The 22,028-nt window shown below is 60.0% G+C and carries 26 protein-coding genes and 2 tRNA genes; 20 read left to right on the top strand and 8 right to left on the bottom strand.

The features are described from left to right. Positions 1-2 precede the first annotated feature (2 nt). From ureE to AC3IQ7_RS19660, 4 genes are read left to right on the top strand one after another with little or no spacing between them, the layout of a single operon-like run. Positions 3-527: an urease accessory protein UreE gene (ureE, locus tag AC3IQ7_RS19675; protein ID WP_322427761.1), complete on the top strand. Its 525-nt coding sequence runs from the start codon at positions 3-5 to the stop codon at positions 525-527. Further along, positions 527-1,207, top strand: coding sequence for an urease accessory protein UreF (locus AC3IQ7_RS19670; protein ID WP_099378830.1), 681 nt, complete (start codon positions 527-529; stop codon positions 1,205-1,207). Before ureE ends, AC3IQ7_RS19670 begins: the two co-directional genes overlap by 1 nt. A gap of 23 nt (positions 1,208-1,230) precedes the next feature. Beyond that, entirely contained in the window at positions 1,231-1,869 is a 639-nt protein-coding gene (gene ureG, locus AC3IQ7_RS19665) for an urease accessory protein UreG (RefSeq protein ID WP_070258073.1), read from the top strand. Continuing rightward, complete coding sequence (locus AC3IQ7_RS19660) at positions 1,866-2,426, top strand: HupE/UreJ family protein (RefSeq protein ID WP_233516194.1); 561 nt, start codon at positions 1,866-1,868, stop codon at positions 2,424-2,426. Before ureG ends, AC3IQ7_RS19660 begins: the two co-directional genes overlap by 4 nt. 4 nt (positions 2,427-2,430) lie before the next feature. On the opposite strand, the gene AC3IQ7_RS19655 is transcribed toward AC3IQ7_RS19660, so the two are convergent. Then, positions 2,431-3,042 carry a 1-acyl-sn-glycerol-3-phosphate acyltransferase gene (locus AC3IQ7_RS19655; RefSeq protein WP_099378735.1) on the bottom strand — a complete coding sequence of 204 codons (612 nt, stop codon included), beginning with the start codon at positions 3,040-3,042 and terminating at the stop codon, positions 2,431-2,433. Positions 3,043-3,291: 249 nt separating this feature from the next. Between AC3IQ7_RS19655 and AC3IQ7_RS19650 the strand changes: the two genes are divergently transcribed. Then, positions 3,292-3,513: a hypothetical protein gene (locus AC3IQ7_RS19650; protein ID WP_099378736.1), complete on the top strand. Its 222-nt coding sequence runs from the start codon at positions 3,292-3,294 to the stop codon at positions 3,511-3,513. 169 nt (positions 3,514-3,682) lie between these two features. Here AC3IQ7_RS19650 and AC3IQ7_RS19645 read toward each other — a convergent pair whose 3' ends face one another. The 5 genes from AC3IQ7_RS19645 to AC3IQ7_RS19625 form a co-directional block, all read right to left on the bottom strand. Next, positions 3,683-4,747 (bottom strand): alkene reductase, encoded by a 1,065-nt coding sequence (locus AC3IQ7_RS19645; protein ID WP_489207092.1) that lies wholly within the window; start codon positions 4,745-4,747, stop codon positions 3,683-3,685. A 50-nt stretch (positions 4,748-4,797) separates the two neighbouring features. Next, entirely contained in the window at positions 4,798-5,094 is a 297-nt protein-coding gene (locus AC3IQ7_RS19640; RefSeq protein ID WP_034751927.1) for an ArsR/SmtB family transcription factor, read from the bottom strand. Positions 5,095-5,218: 124 nt separating this feature from the next. Continuing rightward, a complete protein-coding gene (locus tag AC3IQ7_RS19635; RefSeq protein WP_489207091.1) occupies positions 5,219-6,391 on the bottom strand; it encodes a helix-turn-helix transcriptional regulator in 1,173 nt (390 codons plus the stop codon). A 68-nt stretch (positions 6,392-6,459) separates the two neighbouring features. Continuing rightward, positions 6,460-7,035: a hypothetical protein gene (locus tag AC3IQ7_RS19630; protein WP_158301240.1), complete on the bottom strand. Its 576-nt coding sequence runs from the start codon at positions 7,033-7,035 to the stop codon at positions 6,460-6,462. A gap of 164 nt (positions 7,036-7,199) precedes the next feature. Next, the gene (locus tag AC3IQ7_RS19625; protein WP_416208752.1) at positions 7,200-7,562 is read right to left on the bottom strand and encodes a DUF1304 domain-containing protein; all 363 of its coding nucleotides are present in this window, start codon (positions 7,560-7,562) and stop codon (positions 7,200-7,202) included. Positions 7,563-7,770: 208 nt separating this feature from the next. On the opposite strand from AC3IQ7_RS19625, the gene sugE reads away from it, so the two are divergent. Next, the gene (gene sugE, locus AC3IQ7_RS19620) at positions 7,771-8,091 is read left to right on the top strand and encodes a quaternary ammonium compound efflux SMR transporter SugE (protein WP_034783172.1); all 321 of its coding nucleotides are present in this window, start codon (positions 7,771-7,773) and stop codon (positions 8,089-8,091) included. A gap of 23 nt (positions 8,092-8,114) precedes the next feature. Continuing rightward, positions 8,115-8,444, top strand: a complete 330-nt coding sequence (locus AC3IQ7_RS19615; protein WP_070280339.1) for an SMR family transporter — start codon at positions 8,115-8,117, stop codon at positions 8,442-8,444. Here the strand turns inward: AC3IQ7_RS19615 and AC3IQ7_RS19610 are convergent, their stop codons facing one another. Continuing rightward, positions 8,445-9,407: a M14 family metallopeptidase gene (locus AC3IQ7_RS19610; RefSeq protein WP_489207090.1), complete on the bottom strand. Its 963-nt coding sequence runs from the start codon at positions 9,405-9,407 to the stop codon at positions 8,445-8,447. It abuts the gene before it with no gap. Between the two features lie 137 nt (positions 9,408-9,544). Between AC3IQ7_RS19610 and AC3IQ7_RS19605 the strand changes: the two genes are divergently transcribed. Further along, on the top strand, positions 9,545-10,657 hold the full coding sequence (locus AC3IQ7_RS19605; protein ID WP_489207089.1) for an acyltransferase family protein: 1,113 nt from the start codon (positions 9,545-9,547) through the stop codon (positions 10,655-10,657). Position 10,658: 1 nt separating this feature from the next. Here AC3IQ7_RS19605 and AC3IQ7_RS19600 read toward each other — a convergent pair whose 3' ends face one another. Then, the gene (locus AC3IQ7_RS19600) at positions 10,659-11,123 is read right to left on the bottom strand and encodes a hypothetical protein (protein ID WP_489207088.1); all 465 of its coding nucleotides are present in this window, start codon (positions 11,121-11,123) and stop codon (positions 10,659-10,661) included. A gap of 137 nt (positions 11,124-11,260) precedes the next feature. On the opposite strand from AC3IQ7_RS19600, the gene AC3IQ7_RS19595 reads away from it, so the two are divergent. The 12 genes from AC3IQ7_RS19595 to AC3IQ7_RS19540 all read left to right on the top strand — a co-directional run bounded on the left by AC3IQ7_RS19595 (position 11,261) and on the right by AC3IQ7_RS19540 (position 21,975). Continuing rightward, positions 11,261-11,337 (top strand) — tRNA-Val (locus AC3IQ7_RS19595). Positions 11,338-11,399: 62 nt separating this feature from the next. Beyond that, positions 11,400-11,476, top strand: a tRNA-Val gene (locus AC3IQ7_RS19590). 211 nt (positions 11,477-11,687) lie between these two features. Then, positions 11,688-13,595, top strand: a complete 1,908-nt coding sequence (gene thrS / locus AC3IQ7_RS19585; RefSeq protein WP_426055235.1) for a threonine--tRNA ligase — start codon at positions 11,688-11,690, stop codon at positions 13,593-13,595. A 12-nt stretch (positions 13,596-13,607) separates the two neighbouring features. After that, complete coding sequence (gene infC, locus AC3IQ7_RS19580) at positions 13,608-14,168, top strand: translation initiation factor IF-3 (protein ID WP_205711303.1); 561 nt, start codon at positions 13,608-13,610, stop codon at positions 14,166-14,168. A 228-nt stretch (positions 14,169-14,396) separates the two neighbouring features. Beyond that, positions 14,397-14,594 (top strand): 50S ribosomal protein L35, encoded by a 198-nt coding sequence (gene rpmI, locus AC3IQ7_RS19575; RefSeq protein ID WP_010399216.1) that lies wholly within the window; start codon positions 14,397-14,399, stop codon positions 14,592-14,594. Positions 14,595-14,620: 26 nt separating this feature from the next. Beyond that, complete coding sequence (gene rplT, locus AC3IQ7_RS19570; protein ID WP_010399214.1) at positions 14,621-14,980, top strand: 50S ribosomal protein L20; 360 nt, start codon at positions 14,621-14,623, stop codon at positions 14,978-14,980. A 147-nt stretch (positions 14,981-15,127) separates the two neighbouring features. Beyond that, positions 15,128-16,144 carry a phenylalanine--tRNA ligase subunit alpha gene (gene pheS, locus AC3IQ7_RS19565; RefSeq protein ID WP_034751917.1) on the top strand — a complete coding sequence of 339 codons (1,017 nt, stop codon included), beginning with the start codon at positions 15,128-15,130 and terminating at the stop codon, positions 16,142-16,144. Positions 16,145-16,222: 78 nt separating this feature from the next. Further along, positions 16,223-18,649 carry a phenylalanine--tRNA ligase subunit beta gene (gene pheT / locus AC3IQ7_RS19560; protein WP_489207087.1) on the top strand — a complete coding sequence of 809 codons (2,427 nt, stop codon included), beginning with the start codon at positions 16,223-16,225 and terminating at the stop codon, positions 18,647-18,649. Between the two features lie 170 nt (positions 18,650-18,819). Next, positions 18,820-19,167 (top strand): integration host factor subunit alpha, encoded by a 348-nt coding sequence (locus tag AC3IQ7_RS19555; protein ID WP_010399205.1) that lies wholly within the window; start codon positions 18,820-18,822, stop codon positions 19,165-19,167. Positions 19,168-19,177: 10 nt separating this feature from the next. Further along, positions 19,178-19,582: a MerR family transcriptional regulator gene (locus AC3IQ7_RS19550; protein WP_099378745.1), complete on the top strand. Its 405-nt coding sequence runs from the start codon at positions 19,178-19,180 to the stop codon at positions 19,580-19,582. 200 nt (positions 19,583-19,782) lie between these two features. Continuing rightward, a complete protein-coding gene (locus AC3IQ7_RS19545; protein ID WP_034783185.1) occupies positions 19,783-20,415 on the top strand; it encodes a response regulator in 633 nt (210 codons plus the stop codon). Positions 20,416-20,559: 144 nt separating this feature from the next. Beyond that, a complete protein-coding gene (locus tag AC3IQ7_RS19540) occupies positions 20,560-21,975 on the top strand; it encodes a sensor histidine kinase (protein ID WP_099378746.1) in 1,416 nt (471 codons plus the stop codon). Positions 21,976-22,028: the final 53 nt, after the last annotated feature.

The following is a 22,028-nucleotide window of genomic DNA, read 5'->3' as shown; positions in this document are numbered from 1 at the left end:
TCATGCTCACATTGCATACCAAACTGGGAGCGGACGATGACCGCATCCCGTTCGCCCAACTCGTGCTGCCCTACGACCAGCGCGAAAAATGCCGGCTGCGCGCCGTGCTGTCGAATGGCGACGACGTGGCCGTGTTCACCGTGCGCGGCACGGTGCTGCGCGATGGCGAGCGCATGACGGGGCCGGAAGGACAGGTGGTGCAGATCGTCGCCGCGCGCGAACCGACCTACCTGGTGCGCTGCCTTGATGCGCATACCCTGCTGCGCTGCGCTTTTCATCTGGGGAACCGCCACACGCAGGCGCAAGTGGGCGACGGCTTTTTGCGCATCCGCAAGGACGTGGTATTGAAGGAGATGCTGGAAGGCTTGCAGGCGAGCGTGACGGAAGAAAGCGCGCCGTTCGAGCCGGAGGCGGGCGCGTATGGCGGCGGCCATGGCCACCACGATGGCCACGGCCAGCACTTGCTGGCGCCCGTGCCGCTGCGGCAGAAAATCCACCGTCCCGGCGATGTGCCAGGCGCTGCATGATGCAGGCGTCGGCCCTGCTGCACCTGCTGCAGTTCGCCAGTCCGGCCCTGCCGATCGGCGCCTACAGTTATTCGCAGGGTCTGGAAGCGGCGCTCGAATCCGGCCTGGTGCACGACGCGGCCACGGCGCGCGCGTGGATCGCCCAGCATCTGGCCCAGGTGGTGGCGCGCTGGGAAGCGCCCTTGTGCTGGCGCTTGATGCAGGCCTTTGAAGAACAGGATTTGTGCGCCGTGCAGCGCTGGAGCGAGCGCTTCATCGCTTCGCGCGACACGGCGGAGTTTCGCGCCGAAACCATCCAGATGGGCTATTCGCTGACCAAATTGCTGGCCGAGCTGGGCGTGGCCGACGGCGTCCTGATCGACATGCTGCAGAGCCAGCCGGAAGTGGCCTTGCCCACGGCCTATGCCTGCGCCGTGGCGGCGCTGGCCATTCCGCGTGAAGAGGCGCTGCTGGCCATGCTGTTTGCCTGGGCGGAAAACCAGGTGCTCGTCTGTGTGAAATCCGTGCCGCTGGGGCAGGTGGCGGGGCAGCGTTTGCTGCTGTCGCTGCGGCCGGAGCTGGAAGCGGCGGCCCTGACGGCGCAAACCTTACTAGATGACGAGATGGGCAACTGGGCGCCCGGCCTGTCGCTGCTGTCGATGCGGCACGAAGTGCAGTACAGCCGCCTGTACCGCTCCTGAACACTACCACGAGAGACTACAACATGACATCGATTACCTCAAACCCCCTGCGCGTAGGCATCGGCGGCCCCGTCGGCTCGGGCAAGACGGCCCTGTGCGAAATGCTGTGCAAGGGCATGCGCGAACGCTACGACATGGCCGTCATCACGAATGACATCTATACCAAGGAAGACATGGAAATCCTGCTGCGCGCGGATGCCTTGCCGGCCGAGCGCCTGATGGGCGTGGAAACGGGCGGCTGTCCGCACACGGCGATCCGCGAAGACGCGTCGATCAACCTGGAAGCCATCGCGCGCATGCAGGCAGATTTTCCCAACCTTGATTTGATCCTCGTCGAATCGGGCGGAGATAATTTGGCCGCCACCTTCAGTCCGGAATTGTCGGATCTGACGATTTACGTGATCGACGTGGCCGGTGGCGAAAAAATTCCGCGCAAGGGCGGGCCCGGCATCACGCGCTCCGACTTGTTGATCATTAACAAGACGGACCTGGCGCCGTATGTGGGCGCCAACCTGGACATCATGGCGCAGGACGCCAAGCGCATGCGCGGCGAGCGCCCGTTCGTATTTACCAACCTGCGCAGCGGCGACGGCGTGCAGATCGTCATCGATTTTATCCGCGAGCAAGGTTTGCTCGATCAACCAGGCAAGGAGCTGCAATGAGCGCAAGACTGATGAAGAAAACAGCCGCCGTGGCGGTGCTGTGCCTGCTGGCTTTACCGGCCATGGCCCACCCCGGCCATGGCGAGAGCGCCGGCTTCCTGGCCGGTTTCGCCCATCCGTTCACGGGTATCGACCATTTGCTGGCCATGCTGGGCGTGGGCATCTGGGGCGGCCAGCAGCGCCACAGTCTGGCTCAGCCCGCCACGTTTCTCGGCATGATGCTGCTTGGCGCGCTGGCCGGCATGGTCGGATTGACGCTGCCCGGGCTGGAAACGGGCATCGCCGCCACGGTGGCGCTGGTGGGACTGGCCATCGCGCTGGCGCTGGCCTTGCCGAACTGGCTCGGCATGGGACTGGTGGGCGTGTTCGCCTTGGCGCATGGCAATGCGCATGGCCAGGAATTGCCGGCCGCCTCGGCCGCCTGCGGCTTCATGCTGGCCTCGGCTGTTCTGCTGGGTGCGGGACGTTTCACGGGCCAGGTGCTGGCCGAGCGCATGTTGCGCGTGGCCGGCGTGGCCTTGACGGCCGCCGGCGTGGTGTTGATGGGACTTGCTTAATCGTTTAAGCGCCGGGGCGCTTGTCGGACAGCACGATGGGCGCCGCCTTTTCCGGGTGCAAGCCCTGGTGGCCCGCATACACGGCGGCAATGGCGGCCATGTCGGCGTCCTTGTCGCCCGTCAAGTACAAATGGTCGACGACGCCCAGTACCTTGTTCGGGTAGTCGATGTAGACCAGTAGCAAGGGCACCTTGGCAGCCACGGCCAGGTGATAAAAGCCGCTTTTCCAGTTCGGACGGTAGCTGCGCGTCGCTTCCGGCGTGATGGCCAGCCAGTACCAGTCGGCGGCCAGCATGCGTTCGGCCTGGCGCTGGATCGTGCCGCTGGTGGTGCTGCGGTCGACGGGCTCGCCACCGAGGTAGCGCAGCACCTTGCCCATCGGGCCGCGGAACAGGGAATCCTTGGCCAGCCAGCGGAACGGCAGCGACAGCGCCCATTTGCCGAACAGGCCCACCATGAAATCCCAGTTGGACGTGTGCGGGTAGACGACGGCGATGCCGCGCGGCCCTGGCAGGGGACGGAAGCGCATGCGCCAGCCAAACAGGTGCAGCACACGCAGCGCGCTACGCTGGTGCCAGGTCGGCAAGTCGCCCGCTTGTACAAATAAATCGTCCATTGATACCCTTCAGTGACACTGTTCTTAATGGGATGGCGCTGGTGGCCATTTTCCTTGAAGCAAAATTCTGCGCAGGCATTCTATACGGGGCTGGCGATGGCGACAAGCAGCCGAGGCCGCTATTCATGCGGTGTCGGGGCGGTTGCTACCGCTATTTTAACGATGCTTGACCTCTGTGTCGGGCACTAAATGCGCACAATATGGTCAAAACTTGATGCAGTCTTGATCCACCCGACAGGGAGCCATGGCATGAAAAACAGTATCGACGAGGTCAATGGGGAGAAGGTGCGAACGGACAAAGTGATGGCCGAGCTCGTCGAGCGGGGCGTTGCTTTCCATCACGCCCTGGGACGGACGGTGGCGACAGCCTATTTGCGCGAGCATGCGGTACCGGTCGAGGTGATACGCCGTGTCTTCAGCAGCGTGCAGGCGCGTCGTCCGGCACGGCCGGCACGGCGCCGATGGCGCTGACGGTGGGGAACGGCGGCGTATATAAGGCCAGATAAAGTAAGGCGGCGGTCGCTGTGATCGTCACGCAGTCAGTGCGTTGGTATCGTTGCGTCCGCCGCCAGGGGATGAGCAGTGCGGTGCTGCTCAGGAGGCTTTCAGGGTGCCGCTCAGCTTGCCGTTCAGGCTGCTGTTAAGCCTGTGCCGCCAGTGCGGGGTAGTCCGTGTAGCCGGTAGCGTCCGGTGCGTACAGCGTTTCCGGATTCAGCGGATTCAAGGGCGCGTCGCTGTGCAGGCGGGTGGGCAGGTCGGGATTGGCGATGAACCACAGGCCAAAGGCCACGGCGTCGGCTTCCCCCTTGGCTAGCAGGGTTGCGGCCGCTGCCTTGTCCATTTTCTCGTTGGCAATGTAGACGCCGCCAAATTCCTGCTTCAGGTACGGGCCCAGACGATCTTCGCCCAGCGCTTCGCGTGCGCAGATGAAAGCGATGCCGCGCTTGCCCAGCTCGCGGGCCACGTAGCCGAAGGTGGCGCGCGGGTCGGAGTCGCCCATGTCGTGCGCATCGCGGCGCGGCGCCAGGTGCATGCCGACCTTGTCCGCGCCCCACACGGCGATGCACGCGTCCGTCACTTCCAGCATCAAACGGGCGCGGTTTTCAATCGAGCCGCCGTAGTTGTCGGTGCGCAAGTTGGTGCTGTCTTGCAGGAACTGGTCGAGCAAATAGCCATTCGCGCCATGGATTTCCACGCCGTCGAAGCCCGCTTTTTTCGCATTTTCGGCGCCCAGGCGGTAGGCTGCCACGATGCCGGGAATTTCTTCCGTGTCCAGCGCGCGCGGCGTGACGAATTCCTGTTTCGGGCGCACCAGGCTCACATGGCCGGCCGGCTTGACGGCGCTGGGCGCCACGGGCAAGTCGCCATCGAGGAAGACGGGGGCGGAAATGCGGCCCACATGCCACAGTTGCAGCACGATCAGACCGCCCGCGTCATGCACGGCCTCGGTGATGTGTTTCCAGCCTTCCACCTGTTCCTCGGACCAGATGCCCGGCGTGTCGGCATAGCCCACGCCTTGGGGCGTAACGGCCGTCGCTTCCGAGATGATCATGCCGGCCGAAGCGCGTTGCGTGTAGTACTCGGCCATCAGGGAGTTGGGCACGCGGCCCGGATTGCCGGCGCGCGAACGCGTCAGCGGCGCCATGATGATGCGGTTTTTCAGTTGCAGACTGCCAATGGTGATGGGGTCGAATAAAGTTGCCATGATTGTTGTCTTTCCTGTCGAGAGTGCCGCGCGCGGCGATGTGGATGCGGTTACAAACCTTGCTGCATGTGGTCGAGAAAGGCCTGAATGGTGGCTTCATTGCGGCTGAAGAAACTCCATTGGCCCACCTTGGTCGCGGAAATCAGGCCCGCCTTCTGCAGGCTGGCCAGGTGCGCTGAGACTGTCGATTGCGACAGGTTCAGGCGGCGGTCGATCAGGCCGGCGCACACGCCCAGGTGCAGCGGGTGGTCCTGTTCCTGGAAATACTGTTCCGGCTCCTTCAGCCATTGCAAAATCTGCCGGCGCACCGGATTGGCCAGCGCCTTGTGGATGGCGTCGATATCCATGTTGTTTCTCCTCAATACACAATTCGCTTTTCAGCGATGTATATATCGTGTTTTCCAAATTCTCATATCGTCATATTACGATATAAATGAAAAGCGTGCTGGCGGAGCGCGTTTTTGGAGAGATTCAGGCGGGAAGGGGATTGCGCTGCAGCACGGCCGGGCCCGTCAACACGATGCGCACCAGGTCCACCTGGCGCTGGGCGCCGGCCTTGGCGGTGGCGCTCTTGATCTGCGTGCGCGCCGTGTGGATGGAAATGCGCTGGCGTTCGGCATATTCCTGCAAGGAATAGCCGTTGACGAGCGCTTCCGTCAGGCGCGCCTCGGCCACCGTCATGCCATAGAAATTGCGCAGGGTGGCGGCCAGGGAGGTGATCAGGTCGCTGCTGTCGCTGAGAAAGACGGCGATGGCGCTGGCCGAACCGAACGGGCTGTGCCAGGAGGGCAGGGGCGTGACGCGCAGGCGCAGCTGTTCGCCCGTCAAGCCGTTCAGGTTGAGCACGCCGCCGGGACCGCCTGCCGCCGTCGTACCCGTTTGGGCCGCCTCGTGCAGCATGCGCCGCAGCGCGCCGTTGTCCGCTTCGCGCGGGCAATACAGGGGCGCGCCTTCGCGCAGTTGCAGCAACCGCGTCGAAGCCGTCATGGCCAGCGCCCGCTCGTTGGCGTACAGCAATTGCGACGTGGCGTCGAGCAACAGCACGCCAAACGGCAGCAATTCCAGCACCTGGGTGGAACTCTGGGACAGCACTTCCAGCCGGCGCAGCTTGCGCTGCAGGGCAAAGGCCGTCTGCAGGTGCGGCATCAGGCTGCGGATCAGCGCCAGCTCGCCCGCCTCGTAGGCGCCCGCCTGCTCGCGGCGCACCACGGTGACATTGGTGGAGCGCTCGGCGCGCAATTCGACGATGGCTGCCGCCGTATAAAAGATGTCTTGCGGGCGCAGCCAGTCCGCCCAGTACTCGGTTTTCTTCAGGCAATGGTCGGGAAACAGCATGGAACCGGTGACGACGGCGCCTTCGCGGTGCAGGGTGGCGTCTTCCAGCCACACATTGCGCGCGCCGTAATAGCTGGCAAAGCTGGCCATGGCGTCCGATTCGAAGCCATACGTGGCGGACAGGCCGCTGCCCGGCAGCTGGACGTCGACCGAGCGGTTGCTGAAATCATTGGCCCAGATCAAACCCGCGTGCGATTTCAGTTGTTGCGCGAAGGCGGCGAGGAATTGCGACCAGGCGCCATGCCGCGTGGCCGCTTCATAGATCAGGGTAATCAGTGCCTGGCTGGCGACGGCGAGCGATGGCGTCATGGGCGATCCTCATGCGGCAAGCGGTGGACAAGATCGCGGGCGGCGTTTGCTGCGGCCGCCCGGCTTCCTTAACGCGATTCCAGCCAGCTTTTGCCACCGGAGGTGCACGTGCTGAGGCTGGCGTACTGGCTGATATAGTTATAACCGCTGCCGCAGCCGCCTTCGCCGGATTTGACGGGGCCGTAGCAAGCGCCTTCATAGCTGAGCTTACCATTGACGCTGGTGCTTTTGACACAGAAATTGTAATTGCTGGCCGTGGTGTTGTTGGGCAAGGTGGGGCCGTTGTTTTGCCCGCAGCCGAGTTCCTTGCTCACGGAGCGCGCGTAGTCGACCATTTTCTGGTAAGTGCCGCTGTAGTAGGCATCGGCCTTGGCTTTTTCTCCCTGCTTGCAGGCGGCGACCACGCTGTCATAGCCGGAATCGGCCTGGGCGTAGTTGCCCGAGACCTGGATGCCGCAGGCGCTGGCCTGCTTGCGTTCCGTATCGCTGATCAGATTGCTGTACTGGCAGGTGGACGAAGTGCCGCCGCTGGCACTGGTGGAGCCGCTGCCCGAGCCACTGTCGCCGCTGCCGCCCCCACCGCAGGCGGACAGCATGAGGCAGCCGAGCAAAGTGACGGCAAAGGTGGTTGGATGTGCTTGCATGATTTCCCCTGTGGACTGTGACTTGCCACCATGTGTCTGGTGGTATCTTTTTTATTGCTACAAGGAATTGTATCGGGCATGTTTTTTGGAAACATCACCCATTTGGGGTATGCGCAGGCAGCACGGAATGGGGTAGGGCGGCCGGCTGGCCGCCCTGGCAGGGATCAGGCGAAGTGGAACAGCAGCAAGGCGATGACGGCAGGGAGGGTTTGCAGGTAGAGGATGCGCGTCATGACGGTGGCAGCGCCCCACACGCCGGCCACGGCGATGCACGCCAGGCCGAACACGGTAAATGCATGGGCGATGGCCGCGTCCGGATGGAAAAAGCCCAGCGCCAGCGCGGCGACGAGAAAGCCGTTGTAGCAACCCTGGTTCGACATGGCGGGACGCACGATCTCCGCCTTTTCCTTGGACAGGCCAAACACCTTGCGTCCGCGCACATCGAACAGCACGGTTTCCAGCAACACGATGTAGACGTGCAGCAGCAGGATGAGGGCGGTAAGAATCTGGGCCAGAAGTAGCATCATTATTCCCGAGAGTGAATGGATGCAGCAATTATGCTGCCATCAGCATGTTTTTTGGCAACTTTCGATTGGAGCGGCCCCGCTGGTAAAATGTGCTGACGGCAAGAGTTTTCACCCAATGGTATACTTTTCCCTTTGCTCCTGTGGGGACGACCCCGCTCGATGTGGGGGCTGCATGGTGGGGACGACCCTGCCGCCTCGGGAGAAAAGTATGGCGTGGATCATTCTGGTATTGGCGGGCTTGCTGGAAATCGGCTGGGCCATCGGCCTTAAATACAGTGCCGGTTTTACGCGTCTCGTGCCATCCGTACTGACCGCCATTTCCATGCTGGGCAGCGTGGTGATGCTGGGCCTGGCCTTGCGCACCTTGCCACTGGGCACGGCCTACGCCATCTGGACGGGCATCGGTACCGTCGGCACGGCCATCTTCGGCATCATGGTGCTGGGTGAACCGGCCAGCGCCGCGCGCATCGCCTGCATCGCGCTGATCGTGTCAGGCATCCTGGGCTTGAAACTGCTCAGCCCACAATAAAGGATGCCCGCATGAGTCTCGCCATGACGTATTTTTACCTGGCCATCGCCATCATCGCCGAAGTGATCGCCACCAGCGCCTTGAAGGCGTCCGAGGGCTTCAGCCGCTTGTGGCCCAGTGTCATCACCGTGATTGGCTACAGCATCGCTTTCTGGTGCTTGTCGCTGACCTTGAAGGTCATTCCTACCGGCATCGTCTACGCCATCTGGTCGGGCGTGGGCATCGTGCTCATTTCCGCCGTCGGCTGGTTCTGGTTCAAGCAAAGCCTCGACACGCCGGCCCTGATCGGCCTGGGGCTGATCATTGCCGGCGTGCTCGTCATCAACCTGTTTTCCAAGTCGGTCGGTCACTGATCAAAAGCTGGCGGCGACCCTTGCCAGGTAATACCACTCGGCATTCGGCGCCGCATTCACGTCCGGGAACAGGATGTAGGCGTCGAATTCGGCCGTCACGGGCGTGCCGTCCGCGCGCACGCCGATCTGGTCGCCCTGTTGCACCTTGTCAAAGCTGGACCAGGTCTTGATGAAGCGGTCGCCCGCATCGAGCTTGTCATGCACGACAACCATGTTCAGCGCTTCCATGTCGGCGTCGGCGATCGGATTCGGTTGCGGCGCGTCAATGAAACCCAGGAAAGCCAGGGTGTTCATGATGGCGCGGTAGGCCACATCTGGCGCGGCCGGGTCCGCGTGCTGGCCGCATTCCAGGGTCAGTGCATAGCCGCCCGTCGAGCGCATGTATTCCGTCGTGCCCACGCCATAGCGCAACACCATGCCTACCTGGTCACTGCTGCCCAGGCGGCGCTGCACGCCGGCGCCATACGTTTGCAGCCAGCCATCGACGAAGCGGCGCACGCCCAGGCGGCGCGCCAGTGCGCGTTCCTTGTCTTCGTGCTTGAACGGTTGTAGCGGGCCATCGTTGTTGCGTGGCCCCACCATGACGAAAGGCTGACTGTCCGCATTGAACGAGTGCAAGTCCAGCAGCACGTCATGCTGTCCCAGCAGCGGGCACAGCCAGTTGGCGATGCGATCTTCGAAATCTTGCGGATTGTCGTTTGGGAACAGGTTGCGGTTCAGGTTGCGGTCGCCGCTGCGCACGCCCTTGGCGTAAGCGAGCGGGTTGGTGATGGGCACGAACGTGACGCTGCCGGCCACGATGGAGAGGGCGCCGCTGTCGAGTTCAGCCATCACGCGATGAATACCCTTGGTGCCGCAGGTTTCATTGCCGTGCACGGCGCCGGTGACGATCAGGCGCGGGCCGCTGCCCTGGCCCGTGTAGTTGATGGACTTGAAGTGGAGTGCGCTGCTCATGCTGGACATATCCTATGCTGTTGCGGGAAGGGAAAGCGGGGTCGGCATATTTTAGCGGGATTCGCCGTGGACACCTGTAAAAATGTGGCCATGGCAGCGTGTGGCATGGCATGATCGGCGCCACCGTTGTTTTCCCTTGCGATTCCATGCCGTCTTCTTCATCTTCTTTCCGCCTGTATGGCCTCGACACCTTGCGCGCGCTGGCCATCGTGCTCGTCTTCATGAATCATTATTTGCTGTTCGTCAGCGACGGCGGGGCGTTTGGTTTCTGGGGCGAAATCGGCTGGGTGGGCGTGGACCTGTTCTTTGCCCTCAGCGGCTATCTGATCGGCAACCAGATATTCGCGGCCTTGCGCAGCGAGCATGGCTTTTCCTTGCCACGTTTCTATGCGCGGCGCTTCCTGCGCACCTTGCCCAGTTTTTATGCCGTGCTGGCCCTGTACTACCTGTGGCCCGCATTTCGCGGCGATAGCGCGCTGCTTCCCCTGTGGAAATTCCTGACCTTTACGCAAAACATCAACCTGACGCCGGGTACGGCGTTTTCCCATGCGTGGTCGCTGTGCGTGGAAGAGCAGTTCTACGTGCTGCTGCCGGCCGTGGCGCTGGTCATTGCCGCTTGCCGCAAGTCGCTACTGTGGGCGTGGCTGGCCGTGGCCGCCAGCTTTATCGTCGGCATGCTGGTGCGCGCGTATCTGTGGGAGGAATATGTGCAAGTGCCGCGCGGCGGCCTCGGTTATTACAAGTATATTTATTACGCGTCGTGGTGCCGCTTCGACGAGCTGGTGGCGGGCGTGGCGCTGGCGCTGCTGAAAAACCACCATCCGGCAGCCTGGTCGCGCCTGACCTCCTACGGCAACCGCAGCTTGCTGGCGGGAATCGTTGCTACGGCGCTGATGTTTTATGTGTTTCTCACCGATCACTATGGCTATTGGGTGACGGTGTTCGGCTATCCGGCCCTGGCGGCCAGTTTTACCTTGTTGCTGATCGCGGCGCTCAGTCCCGCCAGTGCCTTGTATCAACTGCGCGTGCCGGGCGCGGCCAGCCTGGCCCTGTGGTCGTATGCGATTTATTTGCTGCACAAGCAGTTGTGCATCCTGCTGCGTCCGATCTTGCTGGATATCGGTTACGGACCGGACAGCCTGAGTGCCATGCTGGTGATGATCATGTTGAGCATCGCCACGGGCTGGCTCCTATATAGATTGGTGGAAACGCCATTCATGCGCCTGCGGGCGCGCTACGTTCCCGCCAATCACGTTTGATCTACATATCGATGACGTCGAGTCCACGCGGCGTGCCGACCAGTAACTCCAGGATGGCATGCACGCGTAGATTCGTCTCTTCATGTTCCGTGTTGTAGATCAGGGTGCGCAGGCCGGGCACGACTTCCGTGATGTGGTCGCTGGCGTAGGCATTGATCAATAACAAGACCAGATCCGTGGCGCCCGCGCCGGGCTGGCGCCGCAGACGGTCATGGATCACGTTCAGCAGCGCGCGCTGCATGCGCGGCGTGGGATTGGTGATGTAGGCGAAGACGCTCGGCGTGTTGGCGATGGCCGCGCAGATGCGCCGTTCGATCTCGTCGGGCTTCACGTCGGACGCGATATCGAAATATGCGGCTTCCCAGCGCGTGCGCGCATACGGGTGGCTGGGCGGGAAGGAGTCGGCTGTTTCAAAACCGCAGATGCGGCTCAGGGTTTTCAGCCAGGCTAATAGGGTGGAGTTCATGCCGCGATTCTAGCGGCATTCCGCGTGCACCGGGCCGTGTCTATATAAAGGGTGCTGACGCCCGGAGAAATGATTAAAGTTTCCTGTAAAACAGCCCTTGTCATTCTGGGAAAGCCTCTCTATAATGCTGGTCTTCGGGGCGGTTAGTTCAGCTGGTTAGAATACTTGGTCGACATCCAAGGGGTCGGGGATTCGAATTCCTCACCGCCCACCAGAATTTAGCAGTAGATGGTTTTCAAGACGATTGCTGATGCAGTAATCGATAAAAAGTTTTACGGGCGGTTAGTTCAGCTGGTTAGAATACTTGGTCGACATCCAAGGGGTCGGGGATTCGAATTCCTCACCGCCCACCAGAATGCAGTTAGAGAGAAAGGGTAAACCGGTTATGACACCGCGAACTACTACCAAGCTTTGGGAGTGACGCTAGTCGAACGGGTTTCCTTTTTCTCAAGAAAGTGAAAAACGCGGCTAGTCCGCGTTTTTTTGCGTCTGCGTTTTCCTTTCAGTTATTTTACCCATCACATCGCAGTTTTACCTGGCGCCAGCGCCGATATGGAGATCAATATGCTTACAATCCGACTTCCCGATGGTTCCGCCCGTCAATTTGACGGCCCGGTCACCGTGGCCCAGGTTGCGGCCAATATTGGTACCGGCCTGGCCAAGGCTGCCCTGGCCGGCAAGGTCGACGGCAAACTGGTCGACACCTCCTATCTGATCGAGCAAGACGCGGAACTGGCGATTGTGACGGACAAGGACGCCGATGGCCTGGAAGTGATCCGCCACTCGACGGCTCACTTGCTGGCATATGCCGTCAAGGAATTGTTCCCGGATGCGCAGGTGACCATCGGTCCCGTGATCGACAACGGCTTTTACTATGATTTCGCCTACAAGCGTCCGTTCACGCCCGAAGATTTGACGGCGATCGAAAAGAAGATGGCGGAACTGGCCAAGAAGGATGAGCAAGTCACGCGCAAGGTTGTCGCGCGCGACGAAGCCATCGAATACTTCAAGGGCATTGGCGAGGCGTACAAGGCGGAGCTGATCGGCTCGATCCCGGCCGACCAGGAAGTGTCGCTGTATTCCGAAGGCAAGTTCACGGACCTGTGCCGCGGCCCCCACGTGCCATCGACGGGCAAGCTGAAAGTCTTCAAGCTGATGAAGCTGGCCGGCGCCTACTGGCGCGGCGACTCGAAAAACGAGATGCTGCAGCGTATCTATGGCACGGCCTGGGCCAAGAAGGAAGACCAGGAGCTGTACTTGCACAATCTGGAAGAGGCGGAAAAGCGCGATCACCGCAAATTGGGCAAGCAGCTCGATTTCTTCCATTTCCAGGAAGAAGCGCCAGGCCTGATCTTCTGGCATCCGAAAGGCTGGTCGATCTGGCAGCAGGTCGAGCAATACATGCGTAATGTGTACCAGGTCAACGGCTACCAGGAAGTCAAGGCGCCGCAAATTCTCGATCGTGGCCTGTGGGAAAAAACCGGTCACTGGGACAATTACCGTGAAAACATGTTCATCACGGAATCGGAAAACCGTGCCTATGCGCTGAAGCCGATGAATTGCCCTGGCCATATCCAGATTTTCAACAATGGCATGCGCAGCTACCGTGACTTGCCACTGCGCTACGGCGAGTTCGGCCAATGCCACCGCAATGAGCCGTCGGGCGCCTTGCACGGCATGATGCGCGTGCGCGGCTTTACGCAGGATGATGGCCACATTTTCTGCCTGGAAGAGCAGATTGCCGGCGAAGTGACGGCCTTCCACCAGCAGGCGATGGATGTGTACACGGCTTTCGGCTTCACGAATATCGATGTGAAACTGGCCTTGCGCCCGGATAACCGCATCGGCACGGAAGAGTCGTGGGATTTCGCCGAGGAATCCCTGCGTTCGGCCTTGCGCGCTTGTGGCGTGGAATGGACGGAATTGCCGGGCGAGGGTGCGTTCTACGGTCCGAAGATCGAGTATCACCTGAAAGACAGCCTGGGCCGCGCATGGCAAGTGGGTACCGTGCAGATCGACCCGTCGATGCCGGGTCGCCTGGGTGCCGAATACGTAGCCGTGGACAACACGCGCCAGGTGCCGATCATGCTGCACCGCGCGATCGTCGGTTCGCTGGAACGTTTCATTGGCATCCTGATCGAACACTATGCGGGTGCCATGCCCTTGTGGTTGTCGCCGGTGCAAGTGTCGGTGTTGAATATTTCCGACGCTCAAGCCGACTATGTACAGGAAGTTACAACAAAACTGCGCAAAGCGGGGCTGCGCGTGCAGGCTGATTTGCGTAACGAGAAGATTACCTATAAAATACGTGAACATTCCGTACAAAAATTGCCTTACATCTTAGTAATTGGCGACAAAGAGCGGGATGCGAATACAGTGGCCGTGCGGGCGCGGGGCAATATCGATCTGGGCGTCATGTCCGTCGATGCCCTGATTGAGCGACTCAAACATGAAGTCGACACCAAGGCCTGACGAGGAAACTCGCTGCACGACCGTCTTACAAGATTTTTAAAGGAAATTACAATAGCTACTGACAAGTCACATCGCATCAATGGCGAAATCACTGCCCCTGAAATGCGTTTAAGCGGGGTCGATAACGAGCCACTCGGTATCGTAAGTTTGGCTGAAGCCTTCCGCCTGGCGGAAGAGGCAAACGTCGACCTGGTGGAAATTGCGCCTACCGCGCAGCCACCGGTGTGCCGTTTGATGGACTACGGCAAATTTAAGTATTCGGAGCAAAAGAAAGCTCACGAAGCCAAATTGAAGCAAAAGATCATCCTCGTGAAGGAAGTCAAATTCCGTCCGGGGACTGATGATGGTGACTACAATATCAAGTTGCGTAATCTCATCAAGTTCCTCGAAGATGGCGATAAAACCAAGATCACCTTGCGTTTCCGCGGTCGTGAGATGGCGCATCAGGATATTGGCTTCCGTATGCTGGAACGTCTGAAAGCCGATCTGGAGCCGTATGGCCAGGTCGAGCAGTTCCCGAAGATGGAAGGCCGCCAAATGATCATGGTTCTTTCGCCTAAGAAGAAGAAGTAAGATACAATAGCGTTTTACTGTGGGTGGAAACTGCGCGTGCCAGCATTGGCGCGGCGTCAAACCCCAGGCAGAATTTTGCGCGGCCCGGTCAGCAATGCCCGGGCCGCGTGAACTGTAGTGGACTCGCATCCGCTGCACAACATGTGAAAGCAGGCATCTAAGCGCAGCGTCGTGTTGCCACCTGCAATCCTGTTATAAATGGAGCTGTCCGTAAGAGGACAGATTGCTATGCCTAAAATGAAGACCAAAAGCTCTGCGAAAAAACGTTTTCGCGTGCGTCCGGGTGGTACTGTTAAATGTGGTCATGCGTTCAAACGCCACATCTTGACCAAGAAAACCACCAAGCTGAAACGCGCTCTGCGCGGTACCACCAATGTCGCTGCGTCTGACGTGAAATCCGTCTACCGCATGATGCCGACTGCTTAATCTCACACTCAATTTAAGGAGTTACTATGCCTAGAGTAAAACGTGGGGTTACAGCTCGTGCCCGTCATAAAAAGATTCTTGTTCAAGCTAAAGGCTACCGTGGTCGCCGCAGCCGTGTATACCGTGTTGCCAAGCAAGCAGTTATGCGCGCTGGCCAATACGCTTACCGCGATCGCCGCAACAAGAAACGCGTTTTCCGCCGCCTATGGATCGCTCGTATCAACGCCGCTTCCCGTGAGCATGGCGTAACGTACAGCGTATTCATGAACGGCTTGAAAAAAGCAAATATCGAACTGGACCGTAAAGTCCTGGCCGATATGGCTGTGATGGACAAGCCAGCATTCGCTGCGATTGTCAACGCAGTTAAAGCAAAAATCGCTGCGTAAGCATCGGTCATTGCACAACGTCATCCGTAGGGTGACGTTATAAAGAGCGGGGCAGGGGTTTTAACACCTTATGCCCCGTTTCCGTTTTTGATTGTTGGGTTCTAGATTACTAAATCCAGGATTGATTTCCAAAACAGGAAAAGCCGCATGAACTCCCTAGAAGAACTCGTCGTCTCGGCCCAGGCTGATTTTATCGCCGCCGCAGACGCTGCCGCACTTGAAAACGCCAAAGCCCGCTACCTGGGCAAGACTGGCCAGATTACTGAAATGATGAAGGGCCTGGGCAAACTGGATCCGGACGCGCGCAAGGCGCAAGGCGCCCTGATCAACGCCGTCAAAGTGCAGATCGAGGACGCGCTGACAGCGCGCCGTGATGCACTGGCCGATGCTCAGATGCAAGGTCGTCTGAACGCCGAAGCGATCGACGTGACCCTGCCAGGCCGTGGCCGCATGCCCGGCGGCATCCATCCCGTGATGCGCACGTGGGAACGTGTCGAGGAAATCTTCCGCTCCATCGGTTTCGACGTGGCCGATGGCCCCGAAATCGAGAATGACTGGACCAACTTCACGGCGCTCAACAGCCCGGAAAACCACCCAGCCCGTTCCATGCAAGACACGTTCTACATCGATGGCAACGACACCGATGGCAAGCCCTTGCTGCTGCGCACGCACACGAGCCCGATGCAGGTGCGCTATGCGCGCACGCACACGCCGCCGATCAAGGTCATCGCGCCGGGCCGCACCTACCGCGTCGACAGCGACGCCACCCATTCGCCGATGTTCCACCAGGTCGAAGGCCTGTGGATCGCCGAAGACATCAGCTTTGCCGACCTGAAGGGCGTGTACCTGAATTTCGTCAAGGCCTTCTTCGAGACGGACGATTTGCAGGTGCGCTTCCGCCCGTCGTACTTCCCGTTCACGGAACCGTCGGCCGAGATCGACATCGCCTTTGGCTCCGGTCCGTTGAAAGGCCGCTGGCTGGAAGTGTCGGGCGCAGGCCAGGTGCATCCGACCGTGGTGAAGAACTTCGGCCTCGATCCCGAGAAATTCATCGGTTTTGCTTTCGGCTCCGGCCTGGAACGCTTGACGATGCTGCGCTACGGCATCAACGACCTGCGTCTGTTTTATGAAGGCGACTTGCGTTTCCTGAAGCAGTTCAACTAAGCATTGTTCCGTTTGATTCATGGCGCTTGAGCGCCTGTGCGCTCGCGCTGTGAGCTTTGACCCTTTGAAGGCTTGATTATGCAATTTTCCGAAAACTGGCTCCGTACCATGGTCGATCCGAAGATGACTTCGGACGAACTGGCCCATCTGCTGACCATGTCCGGTCTCGAAGTCGAGGACGTCGATCCTGTCGCCCCGCCGTTCTCGAACGTGGTGGTGGGCCTGGTCCTGGAGATGGAAAAACATCCGAATGCGGACCGCCTGAACGTGTGCCAGGTCGATGTCGGCACGGGCACCATGCTTAACATCGTTTGCGGCGCACCGAACGTGCGCCCGGGCTTGAAAGTCGTCTGCGCGATGGCGGGCGCCGTGCTGCCGCCTGGCGCCGATGGCAAGCCGTTTGAAATCAAGGTGGGCCAGCTGCGCGGCGTCGAGTCGCAAGGCATGCTCTGCTCCGCGCGCGAATTGAAATTGTCGGAAGAAAACGCCGGCCTGATGGAATTGCCGGACGACGCGCCGATCGGCCAGAATTTCCGCGATTACTTTGCGCTCAACGACTTGAAATTCACCATCAAGTTGACGCCGAACAAGGCGGACTGCCTGTCCGTGCTGGGTGTCGCGCGCGAAGTGTCGGCCTTGACGGGCGTGCCCCTGAATGTGCCGCAATTCCGTACCGTGCCGGTTTCCAGCGATGAAATCCTGCCCGTGAAAGTCAGCGCGCCGGACCTGTGCGGCCGTTTCACGGGCCGTGTCATCCGCGGCTTGAACGCCAAGGCAGCCACGCCGGACTGGATGAAGCAGCGCCTCGAGCGCAGCGGCCAGCGTCCGCTGTCGGCCCTGGTCGATATTTCCAACTATGTCATGCTGGAACTGGGCCGTCCTAGCCACGTGTTTGACCTGGCAAAGATCCACGGCAGCCTCGACGTGCGTTGGGGCAAGGCTGGCGAATCCGTCAAGCTGTTGAATGGCAACACCATCGCCGTCGACGAGTGGATCGGCGTCATTGCCGACGAGCAGGAAATCGAATCGCTGGCCGGTATCATGGGCGGCGACGCCAGCTCGGTGTCGGACGATACGGACAGCATCTACCTGGAAGCGGCCTTCTGGTGGCCGAACGCGATTCAAGGCCGCGCGCGCCGCTTGAATTTCTCGACCGATGCGGCGCACCGCTTCGAGCGCGGCGTCGATTTCGCCACCAACGTCGAGCACATCGAGCGCATCACGGCCCTGATCGTGGAAATCTGCGGCACGCCAGCGACCATCGTCGGCCCCGTCGACGACCACGTGGTGAACCTGCCGCAACGCCAGCCCGTGTCGATGCGCACGGCGCGCGCGCAGAAAGTCATCGGCGTGCCGCTCAATGATGAGCTGATCGCCGATATCTTCACGCGCCTGGCCCTGCCATTCACTTTGCTTGATGGCGTGTTTTCCGTGACGTCGCCCAGCTACCGTTTCGACATCGAGATCGAGGAAGACTTGATCGAGGAAGTGGCGCGCGTGTACGGTTTTGAAAACATCCCGACCTTGCCGCCCGTGGCAGCGAACGTGATGCAGATTGCACCAGAAAATACCCGCTCTTTGTTTGCGGTACGTCATGAGCTGGCCGACCTGGGCTTCCAGGAAGTGGTTAACATGAGCTTTGTCGATACGGCATGGGAGCGTGATTTCTCGGGCAACGCGAATCCGATCAAATTGCAGAACCCGATCGCCAGCCAGATGAGCGTGATGCGTTCCTCGCTGATCGGCAGCCTGATCGCCAATGTGCGCTATAACCTGAACCGCAAGACGAATCGCGTGCGTATCTTCGAAGTGGGCGCCATCTACCAGCGCGACGACAGCGTGGAAAACGGCCCCCTGTCGGTGGCTGGCTACGCCCAGCCGAAGCGCGTGGCCGCGATGGCCTACGGCGCGGTGGCCGACGAGCAGTGGGGCCAGCCTGCACGCACGGTCGACTTCTTCGACGTGAAGGCGGACCTGGAAGCGCTGTTCGCGCCGCTGGTCTTGCGTTTCACCAAGGCGGAACATCCGGCCCTGCATCCGGGCCGTTCGGCCAACGTGGAGCTTGATGGCAAGGTCATCGGTTTCATCGGCGAATTGCACCCGCGCTGGATGCAAAAGTACGACTTGCCGCTGGCGCCCGTGCTGTTCGAAGTCGACGCCGCTGCCCTGACGCAACGAGTCCTGCCGGTGTACCAGGAAATCTCGAAATTCCCTGGCGCCAGCCGCGATCTGGCCGTCGTCGTCAAGCAATCGGTAGCCGTGCAGGATCTGCTCGACAGCTTCCACGCCGCGGCCAAGTCGAGCCCGGCAGCGCGTATCGTGCAAGCCATTGTTTTATTTGATGAATATCGTGGAAAAGGGCTGGAAGCGGATGAAAAAAGCCTTGCTTTCCGGATTAGCTTGCAAGATACTCAAAACACCCTGCAAGACGATGTCGTCGATGGCCTGATGGCTGTCCTGATCGATGCCGCCAAGCAGGGCCACGACGCGAAACTGCGTTCGTAATTACCGGACTGGCCGTCGCCTAGCGTGACGGCCTTTCCGTCGTCAACCGTAGACGAGCCTGCCATGTGGCGGGTTCGGGCGCACAGAAAAGGCAGGGCAGGAAAATTAATAACAGCGACGTTGATTCCGCCGTACTGCAATCCGCACTGGCTGCCGATCTGCATCGGGCCATGCTGGTTGCCAAGGTGCGCCAGGAAGCGGAAAAAGATTTACCCACCTTGACCAAGGCAGAGCTGGCCGAACTGTTGTTCGAGCAAGTGGGCCTGAACAAGCGCGAAGCGAAGGATATGGTCGAGACCTTTTTCGACGAGATCCGCAACGCGCTCGAACGGGGCGAGGCCGTCAAGCTGTCCGGTTTCGGCAACTTCCAGTTGCGCGACAAGCCGCAACGGCCGGGCCGCAATCCGAAGACGGGCGAAGAGATCCCCATCACGGCACGCCGTGTCGTGACCTTTCATGCGAGCCAGAAGCTGAAAAGCATGGTCGAAGAGACCAGTCCGCTGGCACGTGCTGCCTGAGTGAGTGGCGATGAACGAGCGCATCAGTAAAACCGAGTTGATCGCCTTGCCGCCCATTCCGGCGAAACGCTATTTCACGATCGGCGAGGTGAGCGAGTTGTGCGGCGTCAAACCGCATGTATTGCGCTACTGGGAGCAGGAGTTTTCCCAGCTCAAGCCGGTCAAACGACGTGGTAACCGCCGCTATTATCAGCACCACGAGGTGCTGCTGATACGCCGCATCCGCGAATTGCTGTACGAGCAGGGCTTTACCATCAGCGGCGCGCGCAACAAGCTCGACAGCCGTGGCGCCTCGCATGCCATCGTTGACGAGCTGCCTGTGCTGCCGGCCATGCCTGTCGTGCCGCAGGAAGCGCCGCTGGACCGCGCGTGGATACGCAATGAATTAATTGCGATTTTAAACTTGCTAAAATAAGATTTGTACCAATATAGGTGGGGTTGTCCGGTACCGGTGACTATACTGCATGGGCTTGCTGCCTTGACGCAGCCGGTAACGTACGGCGCGCCATATTTTGAATATAATGTTAATGTTGCGTTTTTGTTAGTGACGCTGAACCGGAGCAGCGTTCAGGTTCCGGTAGTCTTTCCCAGGCCAGGAAAATTTAAGGGGAAACAATGATACGCGTTGCCATTTGTGATGATCACCAAATAGTAAGAGCTGGATTCAAACAGATTTTTTCGTCGTCAAGCGACTTCAGTGTGGTGGCGGAAGCCGGTACCGGGCGCGAAGCCCTCGATATCGCCCGCCGCGAAATATGTGACGTGTTGCTGCTCGATATCGCCATGCCCGATCAGAGCGGCATCGATACCTTGCGCACGATCCGCCAGGGCCAGCCGGAATTGCCCGTGCTGATCCTCAGCGGCTATCCTGCGCAGCAATACGCGCTGAACCTGTTCAAGATGGGCGCGAATGGCTATCTGAACAAGGAATGCGAAGCCGATGAGCTGATGACGGCCGTGCGCACCGTATTCCAGGGGCGCCGCTATGTCAGTTCCACCGTCGGTGAATTGCTGGCGCAATCGTTCGACCGCGATACGAATGCCGCCTTGCATACGGAATTGTCGGACCGCGAGTTCCAGGTCTTCCTGCGCCTGGCGCGCGGTGCCACCGTGTCCGATATCGGTGTCGCCTTGTCGCTGAGCATCAAGACGGTGAGTACTTACCGTACGCGCATCATGGAAAAAATGGGCTTGCAATCCAACAGCGACTTGACCTATTACGCAATGAAAAACAATTTGCTTGACTAGCGCTGCGGTGCGATCATGGAAACATGATCGCTCAGCCAGCCAGCCAGCACGACTTGTGCAGTGCAGCAGTTTGTGGCGAGGACTATAATTGGCCGGCGCCGGCGTTTTCTCCCGCGCCGAACCTTGCTAAGGATGCACATCAGGATGTATTTCACCGCTGAACCGGCCCCGAATCACCGCCTGCCCCTCTACAAGACGATCCTGTGCGTGACTTGCGCCTTGCTGCTTGTACTCAATGGTTTCAGTCTCTATCACAACCTGCAGTCGCTGAAGGGCACGAACGCCTTGCTCAGCCAGAGCGCCCGCGTGGCGGACCGCCTGCAGTATTTGAACGTGCTCGTGCTCGATGCGGAAAGCAGCTTGCGCGGCTATTTCATTTCCGGCTCCGAAACCTATCTGGGGCCGTCGAAGACGGCCACCACCGAAATTGAAAACGAATTCAACGAGCTGCAAACCTTGCTCGCGGGCAGCCCAACCCAGCTGAAAAACCTGGGCCAGCTGAAAAGCTTGATCCGCCGCAAGATGTCGATGTTGCAACAGTCGATCGACGTCTACAAGCAGGGCGGGCTGGCCGAGATCGTCAACATTTCCCGCGTGACCGATGACCGCGCCACCATGGACGAAATCCGCCTGCAGGTGGTGATCATGACGCGCGAGCAGAATGAAGCGCTGTCGTCCGGCAGCGCCGCCTTTTATCATGAATACCAGAAAGCCGTGCTGCTCGGCATCGGCATCAATGCCCTGGCCATCCTCGTGCTGATCATGTTTTACCAGCTGGTGCGGCGCAGCTTCCAGAACCGCGCGGCCGTCGAGTATGCATTGCAAAATGCCAATGACAACCTGGAATCGACGGTCAGCAAGCGCACGGAGCAGTTATCCGTGCTGTCGCGCCATTTGATCAGCGTCAATGAAGTGGAAAAGGCGCGCCTGGCGCGTGAACTGCACGATGAGCTGGGCGCCAACCTGACTTCGATCAGCATGGATCTGGGCGCCGTCACGCAGCAACTGGCGCACACGCAGCCGGAACTGGCTGCGCAATTGCGCCGCGCCAAGGCCACCTTGCTGGAAACGGTGGAACTGAAGCGCCGCATCGTCGAAGACCTGCGCCCGAGCCTGCTGGACAATCTGGGCCTGTGCGCCGCCATCGAAAGCTATTGCGAGGATTTTGCGCGCATGAGTTCCGTGCGCTGCGAAACGGACGTGGCCATCAATATCGACAACCGCGAAGCTACCCTGACGATAGCCCTGTTCCGCATCGTGCAGGAATCGCTGACGAACATCCTGAAATATGCACGCGCCGGCATGGTCAGCGTGACCTTGAAACGCAACGAGCACGGCCTGGTGCTGCGCGTCATCGACGACGGCATCGGCATCACGGAAGATGCGCTGCAGAAACCCATGTCGCACGGTTTGCTGGGCATGCGCGAGCGGGCCTTGCTGCTGGGCGGCACCCTCACCGTGCGCCAGGGTCCGGAAGGCAAGGGGACGTGCGTGGAGGCCGTGATTCCGCTGCCGCTGACGCCGGAACCGGAAGACATCGATGCGGATGCCGAAGCGTAATTGTCGTTAAAGCAAAAAAAATGGCCGGGCATGCAGCCCGGCCATTTTTATTT

Source organism: Janthinobacterium sp. GL_088 (genome assembly GCF_057837845.1).
This window is presented reverse-complemented; position numbering and strand designations above follow the sequence as displayed.